A 24,676-nucleotide genomic window follows, 5' to 3' on the forward strand; every position below is an offset into this window, starting at 1 on the left:
ATGAAAGCAAGCATGAGAATTAAACAAGCAGCTCAAGCTTTCGCCTTAGGCGAGGTTAAGCTGCTGGAGGGGCCATTTAAGCATGCGATGGAAACGAATCGCCGTTATCTTCTGGAGCTTGAGCCAGACCGGCTGCTGGCCAGATTTAGAGAATATGCAGGACTAGAGCCGCGGGCGCCGCAATATGGGGGCTGGGAAGCCGAGAGCTTGTCGGGACATACGTTAGGGCATTATTTATCCGCGTGCTCGATGTTGTATAGCTCTTTGGCAGAGGCGGAATTCAAGGAAAGAGTCGATTATATTACGGATGAGCTTGAGCTTTGCCAAAATAAGCACGGGGATGGTTATGTTTCGGGCATCCCGCGCGGCAAGGAAGTTTTCCATGAAGTTGCTTCTGGAAATATTCAATCCAAGGGATTTGACTTGAATGGAGCATGGGCACCCTTGTATACGCTGCATAAGTTATTTGCAGGATTGAGGGATGCTTACCGGCTAACCGGCAATGAGAAAGCGCTCGTTGTGGAGAGGAAGCTTGCCGACTGGGTTGAAGGCATTATTGCCCCGCTGTCTACGGAGCAAATGGAAGAAATGATGATTTGCGAGTATGGCGGCATGAACGAGGTTTTAGCTGATCTCTATGCCGATACGAATGAGTACAAATATTTAACGTTAGCCGAGAAATTTTGGCATAAGCTTGTCCTTGATCCGCTCGCTGAGCATGTGGACTGCCTGCCCGGAAAGCATGCGAATACCCAAATTCCGAAGCTGATTGGCTTGGCGAAGGAATATGAATGGACGAACGACGAGAAGCGCCGGGATACAGCAGAGTTTTTCTGGAATAGCGTCGTTCATCACCATTCTTATGCGAATGGCGGCAATAGCTTTGGCGAATATTTTGGCGATGCGGATTCGTTTAATGACAGGCTGGGGCCGCAAACGACGGAAACGTGCAATACCTACAATATGCTGAAGCTGACGAAGCATCTGTTTGAGTGGAAAGCGTCGGCTGCGGAAGCCGACTATTATGAACGGGCGCTGTTTAATCATATACTCGCGTCCCAGCATCCGGAGTCTGGCGGCATGACGTATTTTTTGTCGCTGGCAATGGGCGGGCATAAAATTTTTGATGACAAATTCGACGATTTCACCTGCTGTATCGGCACAGGGATGGAAAGCCAGGCCAGCTACGGCAGCGCGATTTATTTTAAAGGGGAAGACCAACTGTTTGTGAACCAGTTTATCCATTCCGAGCTGGCGTGGGCGGACAAGGGCGTTACGCTGCTGCAGGAGACGGAATATCCGTTGGACGATGTGATAGGGCTCAAGCTATCGTGCGCGAAGCCTGTGCAGTTCAGCCTCAACATTCGCTATCCGGGCTGGGCGGAGCAAGGGGTTTCCGTTGAAATTAATGGAGAACCGATAGCGGTTGACCAATCCCCCGGCTCCTTTATTGCGATCAACCGTCTATGGATCGACGGGGACTTGATTCGGGTTGTTATTCCGATGTCGCTAAGGCTGGAGGCTATGGCAGACAATGCCGATCGCGCAGCGATTTTTTATGGTCCTGTGCTGCTTGCTGGTGATCTGGGGAGCCATGATGATCCCCATGCTTCCGAGTATCTTTATGCGCCTGTTTTGCTGGCAAAAGGGAAGCCGCTGGATACATGGCTGGAAGCTGTGCCAGGCAAAAGCTTGGCTTTCCAAAGCAAAATGGTCGGTTACCCCCGCAATGTGGAGCTCGCGCCATTTTATCAAATGGTTGACCGTTCCTATACCGTTTATTGGGACTTGTTCACGCCGGATGGCTGGGCAGTAGCGGAAGCGGACTATAGAAAAGTGATGGAAAAGATGCAAAGGCTGGAGCAATGCACAATTGATTATGCGCAGCCAGGAGAAATGCAGCCGGAGCGTGACCATGATTTTAAAGGCGACAGTTCAACTCGCGTCGGCATGCTGAACCGCAGGGCATTCCGCATGGCGGGCCAAGGCGGGTGGTTCTCGTTCGATTTGAAGGTGCAGCCCGAAAGCGAAATGATGCTGGTCGTGACTTATACATCGGCACAAGAGATGCCGAATTGCGAGTTTGATGTCTGTTTGAATGGCGAGCTGTTGACAGAGGTGGAGGAAGGTTTTACGGAAGAGGATAAGTTCTTTAATGTGAACTTCCCGCTCCCGGCTGCAGCACTTGCTGGCGCCGAGAAGGCAACCGTTACTTTCCAAGGCAAAGAAGGAAAACGCATTCGCCGCGTATTCGGCCTTAGAATAGTGGATCGCGAGCAATATAAGCAGCTAGGCGTGCAAAGCGACTCTATTTAAAAGCATGGTGAACAGGCGAAACGGAATGTAAGCTTGGACTGGAGGGAGCGTGAAGCAAATGGAAGCCCAGCGGCTCAAGAGGATTAGGGAACAGCTGGAACGCGAGCAGCTAGACGGGATATTGATTGCAAGTCCATACAATCGCAAATATTTGACCGGATTTACAGGCACAGCGGGATTCGTGGCGATTACGAAGGATCAGGCACTGCTAATCACTGATTTTCGCTATACGCGTCAAGCGGCGCAGCAGGCGGTGGAATACGAGGTTATCCAATATGCAGGCAAGCCATTTGAGCATATTCGGGAAAAGCTGGACGAGGCGGGAGCCCGCAAGCTCGGGTTTGAGAAAAATCATGTGACTTTGGCAGGCTATGAAGCCTACGAGGAAGCTTTTAGCGGATTCGAGCTTGTCCCGACCCAAAATATCGTTGAAAAGCTGCGCGGCATTAAAGATGAGCGCGAGCAAGGGCATATACGCAAGGCGATCGACATTACGGAAAAAGCGTTTGACCATATTTTAGGCGTCATGAAGCCGGGCCTATCTGAGAAGGACGTTTCTGCCGAGCTCGAATATTTTATGCGCAAAAATGGGGCGACCTCTTCAGCTTACGCTACGATTGTAGCCTCCGGCTTGCGCTCGGCATTGCCGCATGGGCTAGCAAGCGACAAGCTGCTGGGAATGAACGAATTCGTTACCCTTGATTTTGGAGCGAGCTATGAAGGCTATTGCTCCGACTTGACCAGGACGGTGTTTATCGGCAAGCCAGAGCAGCGGCATAAAGAAATTTATAAGATTGTATTGGAAGCGAACGAGACCACCTTAAATGGACTAAAGCCAGGCATGACGGGCAAAGAAGGCGATTCGCTGGGACGGGACTGCATTGCTGGCTACGGGTACGGGGAGTATTTTGGCCATGGGCTCGGTCATGCGTTTGGCTTGGAAATCCATGAATGGATGGGCTTTTCCCAGAAGTCGGACGATATTTTGCAGCCGGGGATGATTTTGACAGTTGAGCCTGGCATTTATATTCCTGATTTTGGAGGCGTCCGTATCGAGGATGATATTTTGATGACAGACACAGGCATTGAAGTGCTGACGAAGTCGAATAAGGAATTAATCGTTTTGTAATACAGAAGGAGGTGGCCTCGTCCATGCATGCAGAATCTGCGGAAGTCGTCATCATTGGCGGAGGCATCATTGGGATGGCCATCGCCTATTATACGGCCAAATTAGGGATGGACGTTCTCGTTGTCGAGCGCGGGGAAATTGCAGGGGGAACCTCCTCCAAATGCGACGGCAATATTTTAGCCATTGATAAAGACCCCGGCTTCGACAGCCAAATGTCCTTGAAATCCCAGCAATTAGTCGCTGAACTGGTGCGGGAGCTTGATGAGGAGTTCGAGTATCGGGCACCCGGAAGTATTCTCGTCTGCGAGACGGAGGAAGAGATGATCGCTGCTGAGCGCTGGGTTTCCCGGCAAAAGCAGGCAGGGCTCCCCTTTCGGATGCTCGATCAGAAGGACCTCAGAGAGGAATGGCCTTATATGGCCGAGGATTTATTAGGCGGTTTAGAGTGTGCGACGGATTCTACGGTTAACCCCGTATTGTTAACCTACTCCTTGGCCGCAACTGCTCGCCGTCATGGCGCCCGTTTTCGAACGCATACGGCGGTGACTGCGATTTTGCTCGATGAGCAGCGGCGAATTCGGGGAGTAGAGACAGCGGCAGGCACGATTAAAGCGAAAATCGTCATTAATGCGGCAGGCGTTTGGTCGAAGCTTATTGGACAAATGGTAGATATCGATATTCCGATTGAGCCGCGTAAAGGCCATATCCTCGTCGCTGCCCGCTCAGCCAACATTGGAAAGCGGAAGGTGATGGAATTCGGCTATTTGATTAGCAAGTTTGGCGGGAAGCGGCAAGTAGATCCCAAGTTCGAAGCGTATGGCATCGCCCTCGTATTCGAACCAACCGCTTCCCAAAACTTTTTAATCGGATCAAGCCGCCAATTTGCCGGTATGGATACCCGCGTGGACCAAGAGGTCATTCGGCTTATTGCGCAGAGAGCGATCCGCTTCTTTCCGGTCATGGAGCATATTCCGATGCTTCGAACGTACGCTGGCTTAAGGCCATGGACAGCCGATCATTTGCCTATTGTGTCACCAATCGACGAAATACCGGGTTTTTATGTAGCAGCCGGTCATGAAGGGGATGGAATCAGCCTCGCTGCGGTTACGGGGAAGGTCATTAGCGAAATGCTAAGCGGAGCCGAGCCCTGCATTCCGGCCCAGCCGCTTCGCTATGACCGATTCCGTCGTGGCGACGTTAATCAGGAGGTAGTCCTATGAAGCTTTCCAAGCTGGTGACCACCATCGACACCCATACGGGAGGCAATCCGACCCGAACCGTTACGAGCGGAGCGCCGGAGCTGATTGGAAGCACGATGACCGAGAAGATGGTTTACATGTCCGAGCATTTTGACCATTTTCGCAAAGCGTTGATGTTTGAGCCCCGGGGACATGAAGTGATGTCCGGCTGTATTTTGACTCCACCGTGTAATAAAACGGCCGATATCGGCGTCGTTTTTATTGAGACGGGCGGCTATTTGCCGATGTGCGGGCATGATACGATTGGCCTTTGCACGGCGCTGATTGAGGGCGGAATCTACCCTGAGAGCAAAAACGTCATTCGGCTGGATACGCCAGCGGGGCTTGTGGAAGCCCGGCTTGACATTGTGCAGGGAAAAGTTAAAGAAGTGACGTTCACGAATATAGCTTCTTTCTTGTACAAAAAGGATGTCCGGCTCCAAGTTGAAGGCATTGGAGAAATTTCCGTTGATATTGCGTATGGCGGCAATTTTTACGGCTTGGTTGATGCGCGACCGCTGCAGCTGCCCTTAGTGCCAAATCGGGCTTCGGAAATCGTTCGCTTGGCGATCAAAATTCGGGAGGCGATAAATGAAAGCGTCGAAGTGGTGCATCCCGAAATCCCAGTCATTCGCGGACTGACCCATATTGAGTTTTACAGCGATCCCGTATCGCCTGCTGCCCATTGCCGCAATACGGTCGTCGTGCCTCCGGGAGGCATCGACCGTTCGCCATGCGGGACAGGAACCTCGGCGAAGGTAGCCGTGCTGCATGCCAAGGGCGAGCTTTCCAAGGAGCAGGAATTTGTTCATGAAAGCATTGTAGGCTCCGTGTTCCGGGCTAAAATTTTGGAGGAGACAACGGTAGGCGGCTTGCCGGCCGTCATCCCGCAAATATCAGGGTCAGCCTGGGTAACAGGCTTTCACCAGTTTGTTTTTCATGAGCAAGATGAGCTGGATAGCGGTTTTTTCTTGCTTTAATGCTACTCTGAATTTGCTCTAACGCTGGTTTGATGGAGGCTTGGATATGAAAATCAACAAATGGCATGCAGCAATTGATATGCATTCCGGCGGGGAGCCTCTTCGCATCCTGACAGGCGGCCTGCCGCAAATGGCGGGCGCCTCTCAGCAAGCCAAGTCGGTATTTTTCAAGCAGCATCATGATTCCATAAGGAAACTGCTTATGGCTGAACCCCGAGGGCATTACGGCATGACAGGGGCCATCGTTACAGCTCCCGTATCGGGGGAAGCCCAGTTCGGCTTGTTGTTTTTGAATCAGGAAGGATTTGCTGCTATAAGCGGGCATGGAATCTTCGCAGTCGTAACAGCATGGGTTGCGACGGGGCAGCTGGATGCGGCTATTGCCGCCGAAGGTATATTAATTGACTGCCCAGCGGGAAAGGTAAAAGCTATCGCTAGCTGCGAAGGGCAGGAAGTACGAACGGTATCCTTCCACAATGTTCCGAGTTTCGTCTATGCGCAGTCTCTTGCATTGACGATCCAAGACATTGAACTACATGTCGATATTGCTTTCAGCGGGGAGTTTTATGCGGTTGTCGATGCTGCCGGACTTGGCGATAAACGATCAATCCCCGAGCTTCAAGCATGCGGAGGGTTAATCCGCAAAGCCATTGAAGCGCAGCTGGAGGTTAAGCATCTCGTGCTGGAAGGGATTAATGGCATTCATGGCGTGTTTTTTTACGAAAAGGCTGAGGAAGATTCGGAAAATCCGGTCTATCGCAGCTGGTCCATATTTGCTGGGGAACAGCTTGATCGCTCTCCCGGAGGAGCGGCGGCCTGCGCCCATATGACGGTTCTGAACCATAAAGGGCTGCTGAAGCGCGGGCAGCAGGTTGTTTATGAAGGCAGCGCTGGAACGCGTGCAGTTGGCAGCGTGGTGGAGGAAATATGTGCGTTTGGGCAAAAAGCCGTCATTCCACAGCTAACAGGAAGCGCTTATGTGCTGGGCTTTATGAATTTTGTACTCGATTCTAGCGATCCGCTGGCTGATGGATTTGTGCTGTACTAGAATGTGTATGAAAAAGGGGTCCATTGCTGCTGCTCCTTGCTTTGTGCCTATTCAAGGCTTAAGGAACCACAGTATACGATTGTGGCATAGAACACAGTTGCAGAGTGCAATGCGGCTCAGAATACGCCGTTTTGGAAGTTCATTCCTTTTTTCGCAGACTGAGGTTCCGCTATTCTGGATTTTAATCCCATTTTAGGACTTAAGCGGACAGGAGATCCGCTATTGCTTTCATATATCCTCTGAAAATGACGATGGGCAGCACATTAGCGGCACCTGAGTCCGCAGACTATGCCAAAGCCAGTGATTCGGTTGAAATAACGGCTGCTGTGTCCTCCAAGCTGTGTACACAAAGTCTATCTATGTGTCTTCGTGCAGGGAGCAACCACCCGAAACAAGCAGCTTGAAGCTGCTTGTTTCATATAGGGCTTAGAATGCCAAAAATCTAAACGATTAACATTCGAGAGGAGCAATTTTGAAATGGCAAAATTCGAAGGTGTTTATGTGGCAATCGTTACTCCTTTTACGGCTTCCTATGAAGTCGACTATAAGCGATTGACGGAGCATTGCAATTGGCTTATTGCAAATGGCATAAGCGGGCTTGTTCCTACTGGATCTCTTGGCGAATATGCAACGATGAGCAATGAGGAACGGGCAAGGGTAGTGGAGACGGTCATAGAAGCCGCAGCAGGGCGGGTGCCCGTCGTTGTTGGTTCGGCCGCGCCTTCTACGAAGCAGGCGGTCGCATGGGTTCAGCATGCTAAAGATTCAGGTGCGGCAGGGGTTATGGCGCTGCCTCCTATTAATTACAAGCCGCTTGAGCATGAAGTTGTCGCTCATTACGAAGCACTGAATGAGGTAGGCCTTCCCATTGTAGCGTACAACAATCCTCATGATTATAAAGTAGATTTGACGCCGCAGTTTCTTGCAAAGCTTTCCAAATTTGATCATGTCGTTGCGGTAAAAGAGTTTTCCGGCGACATCCGCCGCGTGCATGATATTTTGGCCCAAACCAATCTTGAAGTCATGATCGGCGTAGATGATTTGGCGATGGAAGGCCCGCTGTTTGGCGCAACAGGCTGGATTTCCGGTGTGCCCAATGCGCTGCCGAAGGAAGGCGTAGAGCTGTTTAACCTTGCCAGACAAGGGAAACTGCAAGAGGCAAGCGCGCTTTATCGCCGTCTGCTGCCTTTGTTCCATATGGATGCCAGCCCTCAGCTCGTTCAATCGATCAAATATATGATGGAGCTGGCGGGATTCCCGGTCGGTCCTACACGTCCGCCGCGCCTGCCTTTGCCAGAAGCGGATTACCAGCTCATTAGAGAAGCTTTTGAATACGCGGTTAGACCTAATCAGCCAGCAAACTAAAGAAACAGTGAGATTATAGTAGCCTAGTCCGAACAGGAGGAATCGCAAAATGACGAGCAGTCGAAATTGGATCGGAGGCGAGTGGATTACGCCGGCAGCAGGCGAGTCTATCGTTAAAAATCCATCGAACATCAAAGAGGAGGTAGGCATTCTTCATCTTTCTGACCAGTCGCATGTTATACAGGCAGAGCAGGCAGCGCGTAAAGCGTTTGAAGTTTGGTCTCGTTTAACAGGTGCTGCCCGAGCAGAGCATTTGTATAAGCTTGCCGCCGCACTGGAATCCAAGCTGGCTGAGGTAGCGAATCTCGCAAGCTTGGAGATGGGCAAGCCGATTACGGAAATGCGCGGCGAAGTGATGCGCGGAGTAAATTTGCTCCGTTATTACGCGGCGGAAGGGGTACGTGCCAATGGGGTTGTCATACCTTCAAGCGAGCCAAACGTTTTGCAGCATACGAAAAAGGTTCCTTTGGGCGTCGTCGGCATTATTACCCCATGGAATTTCCCCGTTGCCATACCTATTTGGAAAATCGCGCCTGCGCTTATTTGCGGCAACACCGTTATATGGAAGCCTGCGGAATTTGCCTCCTTAACGGCAACGAAGCTTATTGAGATTTTTGCAGAGGCAGGACTTCCTGCAGGCGCCATTAATCTCGTTATTGGCAAGGGCAGCAAAATCGGAGACGTATTACTAGAGCAAATTTCGCTCGACGCGGTAAGCTTTACCGGCTCCACATCAACGGGCACTCATATTGCCCAGCTTTGCGCCAAGCGAAATATTAAATACCAGACCGAAATGGGCGGGAAAAATGCCGCTGTTGTTTTAAAAGACGCTGATCTTGAAAAGACGATTCCGCTCATTGTCAACGGAGCCTTCCGTTCGGCAGGGCAGAAATGTACAGCAACGAGCCGAATTATCGTCGAAACAGGCATTTATGCCTCGTTTACGAAAGCGCTCGGTACAGCGGTATCGCAGCTCAAGCTGGCACCTGCTCTCGATCCTGCCGCTTATTTAGGCCCCGTTGCTTCCGCAAGCCAGTATGAAACGGTCATGTCTTATGTCCATATGGCCCAGCAGCAGGCGGAGATTGTTGCCCAAGGTCCAGCTGTAGCGGCAGTTGAACAAAACGAGGGGTACTACATCCAGCCGATCGTGGCAGCAGGCTTGGATGCGGGGCATCCTCTCATCCAGGAAGAGGTTTTTGGGCCAGTTGCAGCGCTGCTTCAGGCATCCGATTTTGAAGAGGCTATCGCGTTATGCAATCAATCGATTTTTGGTCTGAGCGCTTCGCTGTTTACGCAAAGCTTGTCCTACGCTCACCGGTTTTTGGATGAAGCGCAGGCGGGCATGGTTCGCGTGAATCAGGAAACAGCGGGTGTGGAATATCAGTCCCCATTCGGTGGAATGAAGCTTTCCAGCTCGCATTCGCGCGAGCAAGGGCAAGCGGCTTTGGATTTCTATACCGAATTAAAAACATGCGCCATCCGTTATTTTTAAAATATATAAAAAATATTAGAATTTTGATTCTTTCTTACTATTTCTCGGACTGAAACGCGCTGCGCCGCCAAAGGAAGGCGGCAGCCGTTTCACCTTGAAAGATAGGAAAGGATATCCTAGTGTCATCCTTTCTCTATATTTCATCGCGAAACGGTGCTTTGCCGCCAGAGGACGTCGAAAGCCGTTTACGCTTGGGGGGCTTTTGTGATGAAGCATCCATCCTTAGTCGTTTGCCGCTGCGAAGAAGTGACCATGGAGCAATTGGAAGAAGCTTATGCGTCTGGTAGCTGCACTTCACGCCAATTGAAGATGAAAACAAGGGCTACGATGGGCGCTTGCCAGGGACGGGTTTGCCGAGCCCTTGTAGAAACATGGATTCATGTGAAAAATCCAGATGGACCTCGCGACGCTGAATTATTATCGTACCGTCCGCCTATTCGGCCTATAACGTTTGGCCAGCTAGCAAAGGATGAAGCGTAATGGAAAGGATTGAGAACCATCCGCTACTCGGTCTTTGGCAGACGCCGCGTGAATGTGTTGCCTTTTCCTTTAATGGGAAGCCAATGACAGGGCTCAAGGGAGAGCCAATAGCGGCGGCACTGCTCGCAGCAGGTATTCGCACGCTGCGCAGGCATGAGGAATCGGGGCATGCTCGCGGGCTTTATTGTGCCATTGGCCATTGCATGGAATGCCGGCTGAGCGTAGCAGGAAAAGGAGTGGTACGTTCCTGCCTTACTCCGCTTGAAGAAGGAATGTGCATAGCTGAAGGGCTGCAGCTTCCAAACGAAATAACGGGGAGGAAGCTGCTATGACGAAGGAGAGCCAGCCTGATCTCATTATTGTTGGTGCTGGGCCAGCTGGCTTGTCGGCAGCTGTTGTTGCTGCCGAACACGGCCTAGCCGTCACCATATTGGATGAATTTCCCGAACCTGGCGGACGCATGCTTGGCCAGTTTCATGAAGAGAAGGGCCACTGGTGGGTAGGGAAGCAGGTCGCCCATCATCTCATCGAGCAGTGCTGCGCATTAGGTGTTCGTATCCGCTGCGGCGTATCGGTTCACGGCATGTGGAAAAACGATCAGCATTGGGTGATTAGAACGTCAGATGGTTCCATCACGGCAGCTAACGTATTGTTGGCAACGGGCGGTGCCGAAATTCCGCAGCCGTCTTCCGGGTGGACACTGCCTGGCGTCATGTCCATTGGCGCGGCGCAGGTTATGGCTAACGTACATTTCGTTAAACCCGGACGTCGCGGCCTTATTATCGGGGTTAACGTGCTAGCGATGGCAATCGCTCGGGAGCTGTCGATAAGCGGGGTATCCATCGCAGCCATCGTGCTGCCTTCGCAAAGCCCGCTTTCTGGAACAGACGCTTTGCCTAAAGAAAATGCAGAAAAGCTGCTCAGCTTGTCCCATTTAGCCCCATCCGCGTTTATGAGAATGGGAGGCAGAGCTGCCCATTCGCTCAAAATGGCGGGGGTAGTATCCCATTTTTTTCCGCGAAGAGGGATCAAGCTGTGGGATATTCCCTTAAAGCTGCGGACAGCGGCTGTAGCTATCAACGGCAAAGATCAGGTGGAATCTGTGACGCTTGCCGACGTAAATGGACGCGGCGAAACGATTGCCGGAAGCGAGCGGGAGGAAGCGGTTGATTTCGTCGCTCTTGCGGGCGGATTATATCCATTAGCTGAGCTAGCCTCGGTAGCGGGTTGTCCATTTGTTTATATGAAAGAGCTCGGCGGCCATATTCCGCTTCATAGCGAAGCGATGCAGACTTCAATGGCTGGGCTGTATGTAGCCGGCAATATAACCGGTGTCGAAAGCGCGCTTGTAGCGATGGCACAGGGACAGCTTGCAGCCACGTCCATTTGCAAAGAGGTTGGGCTGCTTGGCGAGCAAAGCGATACCAAACTAGCGGAGGCGAAGCAGAAGGTTCAGCAAGTGCGGGCTTCCGCTTTAATTCAATTTCATCCGGGCATTCCAAAGGCGAGAGAGCAAGTCTACAAAATGTGGGCGAAAGGCTGTGGCAACGTTGAAAATAACTGAAAACACAGAAAAATGGCGAAAGGTTTCATATAAGTCGGTCAAAATTCACGATCCCTTTTGGTCCCATTATAGAAGCCTCGTGCGTGATGAGGTCATTCCCTATCAATGGGAGGCTATTAATGACCGTGTTGAGGGCGCTTCTCCCAGCCATGCGCTGCAAAATTACCGCATAGCGGCTGGCGAAGCGGAAGGAGCGTTTTACGGTTATGTTTTTCAAGATAGCGATGTAACCAAATGGCTAGAGGCTGTCGCTTACAGCTTGCAAGCCGATCCAAACGCGGAGCTGGAAAAGCTTGCGGATGAAACGATTGAGCTGCTAGCGAAAGCCCAGCAGCCAGACGGCTATCTGAATACTTATTTTACAATTCAAAATCAGGACCAGCGCTGGACGAATGAACGCGATAATCATGAAACCTACTGCGCGGGCCATCTGATAGAAGCAGCCGTTGCTTATTATGAGACGACAGGCAAGAGAAAGCTGCTGGATATCGCCTGCAAGCTGGCGGATCATATCGATTCGGTGTATGGCGAAGAGCAGGGCAAGCTGCGAGGTTATCCCGGGCATCAGGAAATAGAGCTTGCTCTAATGAAGCTTTATGACGCAACGGGGCAGGAGCGATATTTGAAGCTATGCCGGTTTTTTATTGACGAGCGCGGCAAGGAGCCCCATTATTTCAAGCTTGAAGCAGAGAAGCGGGCCGAGAAACGGGGACGGGAAGCGCTGCTGCGTGAAGGCTACTATTCGTTATACAAAAACAATTATGAGTACAATCAAGCCCACCTGCCTGTTCGGGAGCAGCTGGTGGCGACGGGGCACGCTGTGCGGGCGGTATATATGTATACCGGCATGGCGGATTTGGCTGGCGCGACGAAAGATACAGAGCTGCTCGAAAGCTGCAAGAGGTTATGGGAAAACGTGACGCAAAAGCAGATGTATGTAACGGGAGGCATTGGCTCAAATCATGACGGGGAAGCTTTTTCATTCGACTATGATTTGCCTAACGATACCGCTTACACCGAGACTTGCGCTTCTATCGGCCTTGTTTTCTGGGCGCAGAGCATGCTCCATCTTGATCCAGACAGCAAATATGCAGACGTCATTGAGCGTGCCTTGTATAACGGAACCATTAGCGGCATGGGGCTGGATGGCAAAAGCTTTTTCTACGTCAATCCGCTGGAGGTGTGGCCAGCCGCCTGCAAACGTCCAGATAAACGGCATGTAAAGACCGCCCGGCAAAAATGGTTCGGCTGTGCCTGCTGCCCGCCCAATCTGGCCCGTCTTATCGCCTCGCTCGGCTCTTATATTTATTCCCAAAACGAGCATGCGGTTTATGTCCATCAATATATCGGCAGCGAGACTACGCTAAAGGTTGCCGGGCAAAACGTAAGCCTTTCCCTGCAAGCTAATTTTCCCTGGGAAGAGACGGTCGCCATTAACGTGACGCCTGAGCGTGACGAAGCGTTTACGATCGCCGTTCGCATCCCGGATTGGTGCGATGGGGCAGAATTGAATGTAAATGGTCAAGCGATATCGCCAGATTCGCTGCAATTCCTCAAAGGTTATGCTGCGATAAACCGCATCTGGCAGGCAGGAGATCAAATTGCGCTGAAATTTCCGATGGCCATTAAGCGCCTATATGCGCATCCTGATGTTCGTGCGAACGCAGGCAAGGTGGCCCTGCAGCGGGGGCCTGTCGTTTATTGCTTGGAGGAGGCGGATAACGGGGCGGCCTTAGCGCATATCGCGCTGCCTCGGCAAGGAGCGCTTGCTGCGCATTTTAAGCCGGATCTGCTTGGCGGTATCGTCGTCATTGAAGGGCAGGCCGTGCGGGACGAACAGCCGGGCAGCAGCCAAAGGTTATATGAATCCCGCAAGCGAGGGGAGCATGCCTGCAGCATTCGGGCTATCCCTTATTATGCTTGGGCGAATCGCGGTGAAGGAGAAATGGCGGTGTGGATTCGGGAAAGCTAATATGCGGAAGTAGAGGGAGGCTTGTTGATGAAAAAAGGAATTTCTTTCGTCATTTGCTGTATGTTATTCGTTTCGCTTTTTGCTATGCCCGCTGCTGCGAAGCCTAAGCCTGTTCAGCCGGAACTAACGGGCGGCGAAGCGAAGCTTGAAGATATTTTTGGCAGAACCGTCAATCATTACGGCGTGGACCTGGTTGACTGGCAAGGCTATATTGCCAACCCCTATGTAAAGTTGAACGTCATTCCGCCTGCCGATGCTGCTTATCCGCTCACCATAGACATTAAAGCTAAAGGCACCTCCCGCTTGATGATGGACCGGCCAAGTACACTCAGCGCAACAGGTGCCCAAAAAACGCTGGCCTTTAATACTGCTCGCGAGCGCAAGCCATTTTTGCTGGAAATTCATCCGGATCGGATAGGCGGCAATGGCGAAATCGAGCATTATACGCTTGAGCTGACGATAACCGATGCGCTGGGAGCTGTTCGTTCGCAGACGACGCCTATTCGCGTATTGGATCAGGATGACGAGAAGGAGCCCGGGCTTCCCTTAAAATTCGATTACCGATTCGATACGATACAGCCTTATTTTAGTGATCCTGCTATCCGCGAGGCGGGCGAGCAGGCCATTAAGGATTGGTTTTATTTTTTTGATATGGAGCCATTTGATACCGTTCCTGCGAACTCCGAAGTAAGCATGCTTCCCGAAGATAACTTTGACGGCCATATTGAAGTAACGAATGATGAGCCGTTCAACGGAATGTGGATTTTTCTAAGAGGGCTAAATGGCCCTTATTCAACAGGCGCTCCGACGGACAATGGAAAATATCATAAGCGCGGCGGCATTACGATTCCGGATAAGCTTCATCGTTCATTAATGACGATTCTTGATTTTTACGATACGGCTACGCCATTTACCTCTATGGATGATGAGGAGTGGTATCTCACGGAAATGTCGAATACGTCTACCGATGTGTACGGCCTCATTATGCATGAGTTTGGCCATGCGCTCGTATTTTCCGGCAACTGGAAAGGGGTAGCTGCTTATAAGCGAAGCGGGGGGACGGCAGACAATATCGTCGCCTATCAAGGCGGGCCCGTTCCGCTCGACGGAACCTATCATATTCCGGGAGAGGAGCCTTATTGGGACCGGATTAGCGGTCAAAATGGCGGACGGACGCATCTTTTTCACAATAAGCGCTGGATGCTGACGAAGCTGACGTTGCTGATTGCGGAAAAAGCAGGTTGGAAGCTGAACGATAAGCTAACGCCTTTCCTGAGCCCATCCATTCAAAACATGCCGATTCCAAATGCGAAGCAGGGGAAAAATTACGAGCTGCAGCTGCAGGCGGAGGGCGGGGTTCCTTTTTACGATTGGACGATTGTAGATGGCTCGCTGCCTCAAGGGCTGACCTTGGACCGCTTCACCGGCAAGATCGCGGGAAAAGTGTCTGGGCAAGCAGAAGGAAGCTATTCGTTTACGGTACAGCTTCGCGATTACGATGAGCTTGGAACCCCCGTTCAAAGGACATTTACATTAAATGTGGGCCAAGGCGAGCTTTTAGGAAGCTATTTGTTTGATGAAGCAGACGGGGCGATCGCCCTAGATTATTCGGGAGCGGGGTACGATGTCTCGACCTTGCATGCAAGCAGAACAGATGGGGCGAGAGGGGGTGGGATAGCCTTAAATGGGGCTTCCAATTATGTTGAACTGCCACGTGACATGCTGAAAAAAGCAAAAGCGTTCTCGTTCTCTTCATGGGTGAATGTGACGGATAGCGTCTATTCTCCAAGCTCAGTTGGCGTGACGAATTCGGTCTATGACACGAGCTCGCGGATTTTTGATTTTGGCACATCGGATGCGAAGTATTTGGCACTATCCACAGATTCCGAAGGTGTCTTGAGCTTTAAGGTTTCGAGAAAAGGGGGCAAGGAGGAAGCAACCATCTCAGGGGGCGGCATAACCTCTGGAAAATGGCAGCATGTGGCGGTGACGGCATCGGGTAATACGGCGGTCCTTTATGTAAATGGGACGGAAGTAGCGAGGACCTCTAATTTGACCCTGGGAGCGATCGAATCCCTTTTAAAGGGCGAGCACCATTACATTGGCAAGTCTCAAAGCGATGAACGGTATTGGAATGGCATTTTGGATGAGATCAAGCTTTATAATCGCGCTTTGTCTGCCGCTGAAATTGCCAGTCTTGCAGCAGATGAGCCAGTGCCTCCAGTTGTTGATCCGCCAGAGCCCGCAAACCCTAATGTGGCGATTGAAGGAAGCATTACGACTTCCTATGTCTCGCCTTGGGAGAGCTTGGTAGGGCTCAATGACGAGTACGAACCGGAAAGCTCCGCAGACCGGGGCCATCCGGTATATGGCAACTGGGACACGCACGGAACCGAGCAATGGGTGCAATATGATTTTGACCAGCCTTTTACCCTATCATCAAGTGAAGTGTATTGGTTTGATGATAATGACGGCATTGATTTGCCGGAGTCGTTCTACATCCAATATTGGGATGGGACGAATTGGGCGCATGTTTCCAATCCGTCTGCATATGGCGTATTGCCGGACCAGTATAATGTGACCGCCTTTGATCCGGTGACGACGACGAAAATTCGGCTAACGATGAAAGCAAAGGCAGCAACCTCAACGGGCATTGAGCAGTGGAAGGTCATCCGCGTGACAGAAACAGATTAAGCTGGATTAGACACAGAAGGCAGGCAATCCACAAATAAAAGGGAGGCTTGGCGATGTTGAAAAGAGGTACGAACCGCATATCCGTGAAAAAAATGATGTCAGCAGTTGTTTGTTTGGCTTTGCTGTTAGGCGTAATAGGCACGATTCCGCAAAAACCGGTGTATGCGGCGGCCAATTTTGCCGAAGTAGTGGATATATTCGGGCGGACCGTTAATGACAACGGCATTGACTTGGTCGATTGGCAGGGATATATTGCGAATCCTTCAGTAAAGCTTACGGTTAAGCCGCCATCGAGCGCTGTTTTCCCCGTTACGATTAACCTGCGTACACAGGGAACGACCCGGCTGATGATGAATAAGCCGAGTACGCTATCGGCAACGGGCTCGGCCAAAACGCTAACGTTTACTAATGCATCCCAGCAGTTGGACTTTGAATTAGAGATTCACCCCGATCGTATTGGCGGGCCGAATGAAATCGAAAATTATACGCTGAGCATGCAGGTCATCCAAAGCAATAATACCCAGAGCACGCAGACGATTCCGATTCGGGTGCTGGATCAGGATGATAATGCAGAACCGTCGCTGCCTATTAACTTTGATTATCGTTTTGATACGATTACGGGCATTTTTGCCGATGCAGGGGTGAAGGCTGCCACAGAGCAGGGCATCAAGGACTGGTTTTATTTCTTTGATGAGACGCCTTATGACACAGTAGCTGCAGGAGCTGAAAATATTTCAATTCCGGGCGACAACTGGCTGAATCCCATTACGGCAACCAATAATGCTGCCTATAATGGCGTATGGGTTTTTCTGCGCGGCTTAAACGATCCTTACTCAACAGGTTATCCGGCAGATAACGGCAAATTCCATAAGCGGGCAGGGGTTCAAGGTCCGATTCACCGCTCCTATGGACTGATTTTGGACTTTTACTCCGGATTTACACCGTTCTCCTCTTTGAATGATGAAGAGTATTATTTGGCTCAAATGCCGGGATCTGCTTGTACCTCAAACTGCCAGACTGATGTATTAGGCTTAATCGCTCATGAATTTGGCCATGCGGTTGCCTTCCACAGCAGCTGGAATGGCATGGTGAATTACCATAGCGCCGGCGGCAGCAATGATGCGGAAGTCATCGCTTATCAAGGAAACGCGGTTCCGCTAGATTCCAGCTATCATATTTCGGATGCCAATTCCCTTTATTGGGATCGAATCAGCGGCCAAAGCGGAGGCAGAAACCACAAGTTTCCTTCCCAGCGCTGGATGATGACGAAGCTGAGCCTGTTGATCGCTGAAAATGCGGGCTGGAAGCTGAATAAAAACCTGTCGCCGTTCGTGGCGCCGTCCATCGTAACAACCTCGCTGCCAAGCGGAACGAAGGGCGCTGCTTATTCGCAGCAGCTTACTGCCAAGGGCGGTGTGCCATTCTATGATTGGAATGTAACGAGCGGTTCGCTGCCGCCAGGGCTGACGTTAGATCGCTTCAAAGGGACTTTAACTGGAACGATTGACAATAGTGCGCCGCAAAGCAGCTATACGTTCACCGTTCAGTTGAGGGATTATGATGCGCAAAGCACGCCTGTCACCAAATCGTTTACGATTAATTTAGGCGGAGGCGGGACAGTCAGCAATGTCGTTGCCCAATATTTATTCAATGAAACAAGCGGAACTTCGGCCGCTGATGCATCAGGCAATGGAAAAACAGCCACGCTGAGCGGCGGCATCACTTGGGCCGCAGGGCATGCGTCGGGCGCGGTCAATTTTAACGGTACCACTGGCTATGGCAGCTTGCCAGCCGGCATCGTAAGCAGCTTGAATGATTTTACGATTGCGACTTGGGTGAAGCTCAATTCGGTATCCGATTGGACGCGAATTTTTGATTTTGGCACGGGAACAACGGCCAACATGTTCTTAACGCCAAGTCCGGGCGGTGCAGGCTTAAGATTTGCCATTACGAATAGCGGCAGCGGAGGGGAACAGCGAATTTCAACGACGACGGCATTCCCGACTGGGGTATGGAAGCATGTCGGAGTTACCCTTTCGGGCAATACGGCAAGTCTGTATGTAGATGGCGTCCTCGTCGGCACCAATGCGAATATGACGCTTAAGCCTTCCAGTCTTGGCAATACGACGCTTAACTATTTGGGACGTTCGCAATATACGGGAGACCCGTATTTAAACGGGGGACTCGACGATTTCCGTATTTACAATCGAGCGCTCAGCGCTGCGGAGATGACGACACTATTTAACAGCTAACGTTAAACTTGGGTCACCTGTTCTCGCTGTCGCTCCTATTTAAAGATGCCCTCTGGAAGCTCATTGCAAAGCCCTTGTGGGCGTTGCAATGAATGTCCGAAGGGCATTCTTTTTGATGCGGTCAAATCGTTTTTTTGGGGGTGAGGGCTGCCAGCTGTTAAAAAATGCGGTGCTTCCAGCCATTCAGCTTGGCAATCGCTTCGACATAATAATAATCGCCATAGATGAGCGATACATCGATAAAGCTGGTACCGCTGCCCGTTCCGTGCAGCAAAATCGCCTCATGCTCCGGCTGCTCCCATGTCGCATAATTTTCCGTCAGCGAACGCAAAATCCGCTCCGCGGCATTCGCATACAAGCTCTTCTCGCCGGGTGCCACAAGCTCCGCCAGCTCCAGCAGACCAGATGCGGCGATGCTTGCCGCCGAGCTGTCCCGGAATAGGCGCTCATCGTCTCCTAAGCGGAAATCCCAATACGGTACCTGATCACCCGGCAGGCCCGCGATAAAGTAATGGGCGATCCGCTTCGCCGCATCGAGAAAACGCTCATCTCCAGTATGGCGATACGTATTCGTAAAGCCGTACAGCCCCCAAGCGGTGCCGCGGCTCCACGACGATTCCGGCGAATAGCCTTGACCGCCGAAGTTTTCGAGGTAGGCGCCAGTTTCAGCATCAAAGGAAATAATATGCTTCGTTGAGCCGTCTGGACGAATGCCATCGTGCATCGTCGTCTCCGCGTGGCTGATCGCTATATGCTTGTAGCGCGGATCTCCGGTCACCTTGCTCGCCCAGAACAAGAGGGAGATGTTGAGCATGCAGTCGATAATGACCCAGCCATATTTGTCCTCATTCCAGGCGCGAATAAATTTGCCGACTGGGTTGTAGCGGGCAGCGAGGAAGTTCGCCGCTTCGATTCCTCGGCGCAAAGCATCCTCATCGCCCGTAAGCGTATGCTTAATAACCGCAGTTGGCAAAAACTGAAAGCCAACATCATGATGCAGCTCAACCGTCGGTTTAATAAACCATTGCTCTAGTGTTTCATCCCAATGCCAAGCCGCATCCTTGTATGCTGGCTTGCCCGTCATATCATGCATAATCCACAGCAGTCCCGGCCAGAAGCCCGTCGTCCACCAGTCGGACCCAATATCGTCAAATTTCCCGTCCTTGCCAGCGAAATGCGGACATTTTGCTCCGATCTGCTGTATCATCCGTTCAGCCTTGCTATCCAGCCGATTCATTATTTCTTGCCAGTAGGTTGTAGTCATTGTTCAGGCCTCCATCATTTTTGAATATGTGGTGACCTGAGTATAGCCTGTATGAGACATAGAAAGTTGCAATTGAATATAAAGAAATGTTTATATTTTGTCATTGTGTTGCAAAGCTTTGGCGCCGCTTAGATTTACTTTGTACGGGTTGTTACTGATTTTTGCGGTATTTGAGCGGAGTGGTTCCGAGCGCCTTGCGGAATAGCTGGTTAAAATACGAGGCATTAGGAAAACCGCTGGCAATGCCAATCTGCTCGACAGACAAATTGGTCGTGCGCAGCAGCCGGCAAGCCTGCTTAATGCGCCGAGCGGTCAAATAATCGACAAGCCGGCTGCCCGTTTCCTGATGAAACAGTCTGGAAATGTAGGATTTGGATAAATGCATAGCTGCTGCAAGCTGCTCCAAATGAATTTCTTCATGGTAATGGTCCTCAATCCAGCTCATCATGCGCTCGGAATAGCGCAGCGAACGATGCTGCTCGGCAGGCAGCAGGGTGCTGTCGCCAAGCTCCAGGCAGCTCACGAGCTGAAGCAGCAGCATCGTAATATTTTCAACATTTTCACGCTGAATCAAACCGTTTGGCTGCTGGTTGCAGTCGTAAGCCTGTAGCATCCATTCCATAACCTCGGCACGCTCGCTCAGATCAAAGCCGCAGCGATCATTTGTTCCTTGCCATAACGCTGAAAAGATCGTTTTGCGATTCGGAAAACCGAGCAGCAGCTTCTCAGCAACATGGGGGTCAATGTAAAAAATCGAGCGATGAAACGGCGTTTCCGGCGATACGTCCGAATAAATGCGGTGCAGCTGATACGGCTGGAAGAAAAACAGCATGCCTCCGCGAATATCGTACATTTGCTGGTTGACGACTATATGCCCCTGGCCGCGATGGATGTACATGATTTCACAACATTGATGCCAGTGGTAATAACCTTTGTAGTGGTCGTCTGTGTACAGATTATAATTCCACACGAGCGACTGCTGATTAGGAAAAAGAACAGGTTCGAACAGATGCTTCATAAGCCCTCCGCGATGACAAAATATAAACATTTGTGTTCCATTATATTATAGCCTTATACAGAGGAAGAACGCCATGAGACGAAGTCATCTATTTTTAGCGGGGACGAGCTGACTGCGGCGCAATCGCTCTAACCGGTGCCATATTTGGCGAGATACTGCGGGTAAGCATGAAGATGGATAGCCTTGGCCTTGCGCTGAGCTTCCTCCCGATGCTCTGGCACCTGCTCAGCCTCGACATAGTCAGCCAGCACGTCAATAACGTCATCAAGAAGCTTTGCTCGAAAATACAGCTCCAGTCGTTCAAAGGCCTTGGCCCCTGCTACATGCAGCACCATTTCTCTCCATAACGGCCAAGATGGCTCATGCAATAGTGGCCAAAGCAGTACCGAGTAGTCCATCGCCGCATCGCCCTGACCGGATAGATCATCCCAATCAATTATTCTGAAGCCATGCTTGCTGGAGGCCAGTACATTGTTGCTGTTCAGGTCGTTATGAACAACATCGCTTGCAGGGAGTAGGAATGCAGGTGTGCGCAGGACGGTGTCCCTCAGTCTCCCAATCTCCTCCCCGAACCATAAAATCGTCTCGTCTGGCACGAAATCCCTGATCAGATCGCGCGAGCTTAAAATTCCGTCGAGATCCTCCGTAAAACGGGAAATGTACTCGTCCTCGAATGCCTCCGCATAAGTGCGAGTCCCAGCCTTAGGCAGCATTTCGCGAAGACGCTCGTCGCGATGGAGCGCAGCAATGGTTTCTATGACACCTGTTAGCGCAACCTCGGGATTTGGTGTTTCCATAAGCGGAATCGCATCCGCGATATATTCAAAAATTAAGCCATAGGGATATCCCGGCACGATCTCGCGGTCAATCTCATAGACCAAGCTTGGCGCGGTGTAGGACTCAGCAAGATAATCACTGACGCCAGCCCACTGGCGAAGCTGCGGGGCATTGTCAGGTGGAGCCAGCTTGACGTGAAGCTGAGTGCGGCCGTCCGTCAGAAGGATTGACAAGTTGTCGAAGCCCCCAGGATTATAGATGTATGACGCCCGAATTGGATTCGGGTCTAAGCCAATGGCAGCGGCGTTTGCCGACGCCCACTCTGCAATCATTTTTTCTATTCGTTTTACCTGCATGTTTACACCTTGCCTTCTCGCTATTTTTCGGTCAATACCTGATATTTTGGCCTATTATTGGCCTGAAATATAGTTCCCGAACAGCTGTCGCGCTTTATCCCAGTCTACGCCTAGCTCGCCCTTCCAGCCTGCCCATGGCATCTCCAAATCAGAGCGTCCTTTCGTATTGCTTAGCTGGAGACCGCCTTTCAAAACGTCCTCGATATTCGTCCGAGATTCAAGAGCGAGGGGGAGAACCGTATTGGGCAGTACGCCTACCCATGCGAGGGATTGCAAAATGCTGCGGCGCATGCCGGGCGTTCCTTTCAAAAGCTTTGCAGCGGTAAGGCGTTTCTCCAATTTGCCGGGTGTTTCATCGTCTTCCGCCTCATCTATGAAGTGCAGAAGCTGAGTGAACTTTTGAATATCCTCAGTTGTTGGAACAATCGGGCTCTGCTCAGTCAACTCAGCTAGTTCGGTTAAATGGGCATAAGCGCCAACTGTTGAATCATAGGCATTCCCCAAATGAACGGCGTACCGAATATAGGCTAGATGCTCGTACTGGTCACTGGTGAATCCGCAATATTTGCAGCATAGGAAACGCTCCGCCTGCTCATAAGGATGCTCCTGCATATGGATCATTTGTTTATAGTTGATTAAAGAGGAGATGCCTGCTGGAAAGCTTCCACCCACACCAGCAACGAAAATACCAGCAATACTGGCCCATGAAAATGCTTCGGTGGATTGAAGCGCAATGAGCTTGCGGTTCAGCTCGTCATGGGTAAGCAGCTCAATTTTATTAGCTTCCCAATGATAATGTTCAAGCAGCTCGCGCTCGCTTGGCTCCAAAATATCCGTATTATACAGGCTGATGCTGCGCTCACGATCGTATTTGGAATTGGTATACTTATACAGCTTTTTGAGCGCTTTCAGCAGTTTTTTATCCATTATGTAGACTCCTTGTCTATTAGAATTGAAGGTGAATGCTGTTCAAATACAAGCTTAATAGCAACGCATGGCCAATGCAAATCGGGGAGGAACAATTGGTAGAATCCGCTAATAGGATGGTACAATAGGAAGCATGAGCAGAGTGAGTAGGAAGCAGGAATGGTGAAAGCTAAAATGGCTTAAAAGCTAGTTATTATCGGCAAGGAGGATATGGATGATATGAATGACGAGCTAATGGGACGACTAAAGGCGTTCCTTCATCGGGAGGATAATAGTACGTTAGTCGGCATTGCTGCCAGCCAAGAGGAAATTGAAAGTGCGCAGCAGCGGCTGAAGGTGAGCTTTCATGCAGACTATATTCATTTTATCCAGGCGTTTGGCGGTGCGTATGCAGGTCTAGCTGTCCATGCGTTCTCGAATGGCTCTAGCATTGGAAAAGAAACCGTTGTTGATTTGACGCTGGCGTTTCGGGAGCAATTTGCGGGAAGTACAATTGCCGAGGTTTTGGAGAGCAGTTATGTGATAGCGATGGATGGTTCCGGCGATCCTATTATCATTAATTCGGATGGGCAGGTTCTCATCTGCTATCACGATAATGGGGAAATGAAGCCATTGGCAGACTCGTTTGAGGCGCTGATAGAGGATTGTTTTTTGGAGTGGTGAGGGAAAACGGATAGGAGAACGATACGCTCAAAGAGTGGATGAGCAGTTTTGGGAGGATGGGGACAAGCTGTCCGAGAAGGCTTATGCGCATTATCATCTTTTGTTACAGTTGATGCCTTAAACTACCCCGTCAATTTGGTGCAAAAACTGTCGGACTCCTTCGGGGCGAATTTGATACTCTACAAATGGGGAAGGGAGGGCAACTCAAGATGCTTGAGCACATGAACCGGGCATTGGCCTATATAGAGGAGCATTTGACGGAGGAGATTGATTATAAAGAGGCGGCAAGGCGGGCATTATGCTCGGAATATCATTTTAAGCGAATGTTCTCATTTCTTGCCGGGCTTACGATGTCAGAGTATATTCGCCGCAGGCGCCTAACGCTGGCTGCCTTTGAGCTGCAGCAAAGCCAGGTTAGAGTGATCGATGTTGCGATCAAATACGGCTATCAATCACCGGACGCATTTACGAAGGCGTTTCAGCTTTACCATGGGGTTACACCATCCGAAGCAAGAAGCAGCGGGCCATCGTTAAAGGTTTGCCCTCGCATGACCTTCCAGCTAATCGTTAAAGGAGGAGTCGAAATGAATTATCGCATCGAGGAAAAAGCGGGTTTTCGCATCGTCGGCATTCACAAGCGGGTGCCCATCCAGTTTAACGGGGTGAATCCGGAAATCGCGGCGATGTGGCAAAGCTTGGATGAGCAAAAGATAGCTGCGCTCAAGCAGCTGTCCAATACCGAGCCCTATGGCATGATTAGCGGCTCGGCGAATTTCTCGGAAGGCCGGATGGAGGAGAAGGGCGAGCTGGATCATTATATTGGCGTAGCCACAACGCTCGCATGTCCAGAGCCATTTTCACAATTGGAGGTTGCTGCATCATCCTGGGCTGTATTTGAAGCAGTCGGGCCATTCCCGGGTACGCTTCAAGAAATTTGGGGCCGGATTTATTCGGAGTGGTTCCCGTCTTCCAGCTATGAGCAAGTAGAGGGGCCGGAGATTTTGTGGAATGAGCATAAGGACACTGCGTCGGCGGCGTTTAAAAGCGAGATTTGGATACCAGTCAGGAAGCGAATGTAAGACTATAGCAATTGATGCAGCATGAAAAGAAAGGGAAGCCGGAAGGAACCGCGCTTCCC

Annotated in this window: 19 protein-coding genes; 15 read left to right on the forward strand and 4 right to left on the reverse strand. The window is 50.9% G+C overall.

What is annotated here, in order from left to right; translation table 11 throughout:
- The 13 genes from BBD42_RS23075 (at position 1) to BBD42_RS23145 (ending at position 18,533) form a co-directional block, all read left to right on the forward strand.
- Positions 1-2,316 carry a glycoside hydrolase family 127 protein gene (locus tag BBD42_RS23075; RefSeq protein WP_172455593.1) on the forward strand — a complete coding sequence of 772 codons (2,316 nt, stop codon included), beginning with the start codon at positions 1-3 and terminating at the stop codon, positions 2,314-2,316.
- A gap of 58 nt (positions 2,317-2,374) precedes the next feature.
- Positions 2,375-3,445, forward strand: a complete 1,071-nt coding sequence (locus BBD42_RS23080; RefSeq protein WP_099520048.1) for a M24 family metallopeptidase — start codon at positions 2,375-2,377, stop codon at positions 3,443-3,445.
- A gap of 23 nt (positions 3,446-3,468) precedes the next feature.
- A complete protein-coding gene (locus BBD42_RS23085; protein ID WP_099520049.1) occupies positions 3,469-4,665 on the forward strand; it encodes an NAD(P)/FAD-dependent oxidoreductase in 1,197 nt (398 codons plus the stop codon).
- Positions 4,662-5,663 carry a proline racemase family protein gene (locus tag BBD42_RS23090; RefSeq protein WP_099520050.1) on the forward strand — a complete coding sequence of 334 codons (1,002 nt, stop codon included), beginning with the start codon at positions 4,662-4,664 and terminating at the stop codon, positions 5,661-5,663. The genes BBD42_RS23085 and BBD42_RS23090 overlap by 4 nt, the downstream gene beginning before the upstream one ends.
- Before the next feature lie 46 nt (positions 5,664-5,709).
- Positions 5,710-6,711 carry a proline racemase family protein gene (locus BBD42_RS23095; protein ID WP_099520051.1) on the forward strand — a complete coding sequence of 334 codons (1,002 nt, stop codon included), beginning with the start codon at positions 5,710-5,712 and terminating at the stop codon, positions 6,709-6,711.
- Positions 6,712-7,188: 477 nt separating this feature from the next.
- On the forward strand, positions 7,189-8,076 hold the full coding sequence (locus tag BBD42_RS23100) for a dihydrodipicolinate synthase family protein (protein WP_099520052.1): 888 nt from the start codon (positions 7,189-7,191) through the stop codon (positions 8,074-8,076).
- A 49-nt stretch (positions 8,077-8,125) separates the two neighbouring features.
- The gene (locus tag BBD42_RS23105; protein ID WP_099520053.1) at positions 8,126-9,571 is read left to right on the forward strand and encodes an aldehyde dehydrogenase family protein; all 1,446 of its coding nucleotides are present in this window, start codon (positions 8,126-8,128) and stop codon (positions 9,569-9,571) included.
- A 207-nt stretch (positions 9,572-9,778) separates the two neighbouring features.
- A complete protein-coding gene (locus tag BBD42_RS23110) occupies positions 9,779-10,051 on the forward strand; it encodes a (2Fe-2S)-binding protein (protein WP_099520054.1) in 273 nt (90 codons plus the stop codon).
- Complete coding sequence (locus tag BBD42_RS23115; RefSeq protein WP_099520055.1) at positions 10,051-10,383, forward strand: (2Fe-2S)-binding protein; 333 nt, start codon at positions 10,051-10,053, stop codon at positions 10,381-10,383. Before BBD42_RS23110 ends, BBD42_RS23115 begins: the two co-directional genes overlap by 1 nt.
- Positions 10,380-11,615 carry an NAD(P)/FAD-dependent oxidoreductase gene (locus BBD42_RS23120; RefSeq protein ID WP_099520056.1) on the forward strand — a complete coding sequence of 412 codons (1,236 nt, stop codon included), beginning with the start codon at positions 10,380-10,382 and terminating at the stop codon, positions 11,613-11,615. The genes BBD42_RS23115 and BBD42_RS23120 overlap by 4 nt, the downstream gene beginning before the upstream one ends.
- Positions 11,602-13,587: a glycoside hydrolase family 127 protein gene (locus BBD42_RS23125; RefSeq protein WP_237163198.1), complete on the forward strand. Its 1,986-nt coding sequence runs from the start codon at positions 11,602-11,604 to the stop codon at positions 13,585-13,587. Before BBD42_RS23120 ends, BBD42_RS23125 begins: the two co-directional genes overlap by 14 nt.
- A 27-nt stretch (positions 13,588-13,614) precedes the next feature.
- The gene (locus BBD42_RS31595; RefSeq protein WP_150131592.1) at positions 13,615-16,281 is read left to right on the forward strand and encodes a LamG-like jellyroll fold domain-containing protein; all 2,667 of its coding nucleotides are present in this window, start codon (positions 13,615-13,617) and stop codon (positions 16,279-16,281) included.
- A gap of 53 nt (positions 16,282-16,334) precedes the next feature.
- The gene (locus BBD42_RS23145) at positions 16,335-18,533 is read left to right on the forward strand and encodes a LamG-like jellyroll fold domain-containing protein (RefSeq protein WP_172455594.1); all 2,199 of its coding nucleotides are present in this window, start codon (positions 16,335-16,337) and stop codon (positions 18,531-18,533) included.
- Between the two features lie 157 nt (positions 18,534-18,690).
- Here BBD42_RS23145 and BBD42_RS23150 read toward each other — a convergent pair whose 3' ends face one another.
- From BBD42_RS23150 to BBD42_RS23165, 4 genes are all read right to left on the reverse strand, one after another.
- A complete protein-coding gene (locus BBD42_RS23150; RefSeq protein WP_099520057.1) occupies positions 18,691-19,797 on the reverse strand; it encodes a glycoside hydrolase family 88 protein in 1,107 nt (368 codons plus the stop codon).
- A 151-nt stretch (positions 19,798-19,948) separates the two neighbouring features.
- Positions 19,949-20,815: an AraC family transcriptional regulator gene (locus tag BBD42_RS23155; RefSeq protein WP_172455595.1), complete on the reverse strand. Its 867-nt coding sequence runs from the start codon at positions 20,813-20,815 to the stop codon at positions 19,949-19,951.
- Positions 20,816-20,943: 128 nt separating this feature from the next.
- Complete coding sequence (locus tag BBD42_RS23160; RefSeq protein WP_099520059.1) at positions 20,944-21,948, reverse strand: aminoglycoside phosphotransferase family protein; 1,005 nt, start codon at positions 21,946-21,948, stop codon at positions 20,944-20,946.
- Positions 21,949-22,002: 54 nt separating this feature from the next.
- Positions 22,003-22,875, reverse strand: a complete 873-nt coding sequence (locus BBD42_RS23165; RefSeq protein WP_099520060.1) for a hypothetical protein — start codon at positions 22,873-22,875, stop codon at positions 22,003-22,005.
- Positions 22,876-23,094: 219 nt separating this feature from the next.
- Between BBD42_RS23165 and BBD42_RS23170 the strand changes: the two genes are divergently transcribed.
- Positions 23,095-23,538: an SMI1/KNR4 family protein gene (locus BBD42_RS23170; RefSeq protein ID WP_099520061.1), complete on the forward strand. Its 444-nt coding sequence runs from the start codon at positions 23,095-23,097 to the stop codon at positions 23,536-23,538.
- A gap of 209 nt (positions 23,539-23,747) precedes the next feature.
- Positions 23,748-24,617, forward strand: coding sequence for an AraC family transcriptional regulator (locus BBD42_RS23175; protein WP_237163199.1), 870 nt, complete (start codon positions 23,748-23,750; stop codon positions 24,615-24,617).
- Positions 24,618-24,676: the final 59 nt, after the last annotated feature.

The sequence above is a fragment of the Paenibacillus sp. BIHB 4019 genome, assembly GCF_002741035.1.
GTDB lineage: Bacteria > Bacillota > Bacilli > Paenibacillales > Paenibacillaceae > Pristimantibacillus.

Coding starts and splice junctions, on each gene's coding strand:
- BBD42_RS23075 (WP_172455593.1), top strand. CDS start 1: ATGAAAGCAAGCATGAGAATTAAACAAGCAGCTCAAGCTTTCGCCTTA.
- BBD42_RS23080 (WP_099520048.1), top strand. CDS start 2,375: ATGGAAGCCCAGCGGCTCAAGAGGATTAGGGAACAGCTGGAACGCGAG.
- BBD42_RS23085 (WP_099520049.1), top strand. CDS start 3,469: ATGCATGCAGAATCTGCGGAAGTCGTCATCATTGGCGGAGGCATCATT.
- BBD42_RS23090 (WP_099520050.1), top strand. CDS start 4,662: ATGAAGCTTTCCAAGCTGGTGACCACCATCGACACCCATACGGGAGGC.
- BBD42_RS23095 (WP_099520051.1), top strand. CDS start 5,710: ATGAAAATCAACAAATGGCATGCAGCAATTGATATGCATTCCGGCGGG.
- BBD42_RS23100 (WP_099520052.1), top strand. CDS start 7,189: ATGGCAAAATTCGAAGGTGTTTATGTGGCAATCGTTACTCCTTTTACG.
- BBD42_RS23105 (WP_099520053.1), top strand. CDS start 8,126: ATGACGAGCAGTCGAAATTGGATCGGAGGCGAGTGGATTACGCCGGCA.
- BBD42_RS23110 (WP_099520054.1), top strand. CDS start 9,779: ATGAAGCATCCATCCTTAGTCGTTTGCCGCTGCGAAGAAGTGACCATG.
- BBD42_RS23115 (WP_099520055.1), top strand. CDS start 10,051: ATGGAAAGGATTGAGAACCATCCGCTACTCGGTCTTTGGCAGACGCCG.
- BBD42_RS23120 (WP_099520056.1), top strand. CDS start 10,380: ATGACGAAGGAGAGCCAGCCTGATCTCATTATTGTTGGTGCTGGGCCA.
- BBD42_RS31595 (WP_150131592.1), top strand. CDS start 13,615: ATGAAAAAAGGAATTTCTTTCGTCATTTGCTGTATGTTATTCGTTTCG.
- BBD42_RS23145 (WP_172455594.1), top strand. CDS start 16,335: ATGTTGAAAAGAGGTACGAACCGCATATCCGTGAAAAAAATGATGTCA.
- BBD42_RS23150 (WP_099520057.1), bottom strand. CDS start 19,797: ATGACTACAACCTACTGGCAAGAAATAATGAATCGGCTGGATAGCAAG.
- BBD42_RS23155 (WP_172455595.1), bottom strand. CDS start 20,815: ATGAAGCATCTGTTCGAACCTGTTCTTTTTCCTAATCAGCAGTCGCTC.
- BBD42_RS23160 (WP_099520059.1), bottom strand. CDS start 21,948: ATGCAGGTAAAACGAATAGAAAAAATGATTGCAGAGTGGGCGTCGGCA.
- BBD42_RS23165 (WP_099520060.1), bottom strand. CDS start 22,875: ATGGATAAAAAACTGCTGAAAGCGCTCAAAAAGCTGTATAAGTATACC.
- BBD42_RS23170 (WP_099520061.1), top strand. CDS start 23,095: ATGAATGACGAGCTAATGGGACGACTAAAGGCGTTCCTTCATCGGGAG.
- BBD42_RS23175 (WP_237163199.1), top strand. CDS start 23,748: ATGCTTGAGCACATGAACCGGGCATTGGCCTATATAGAGGAGCATTTG.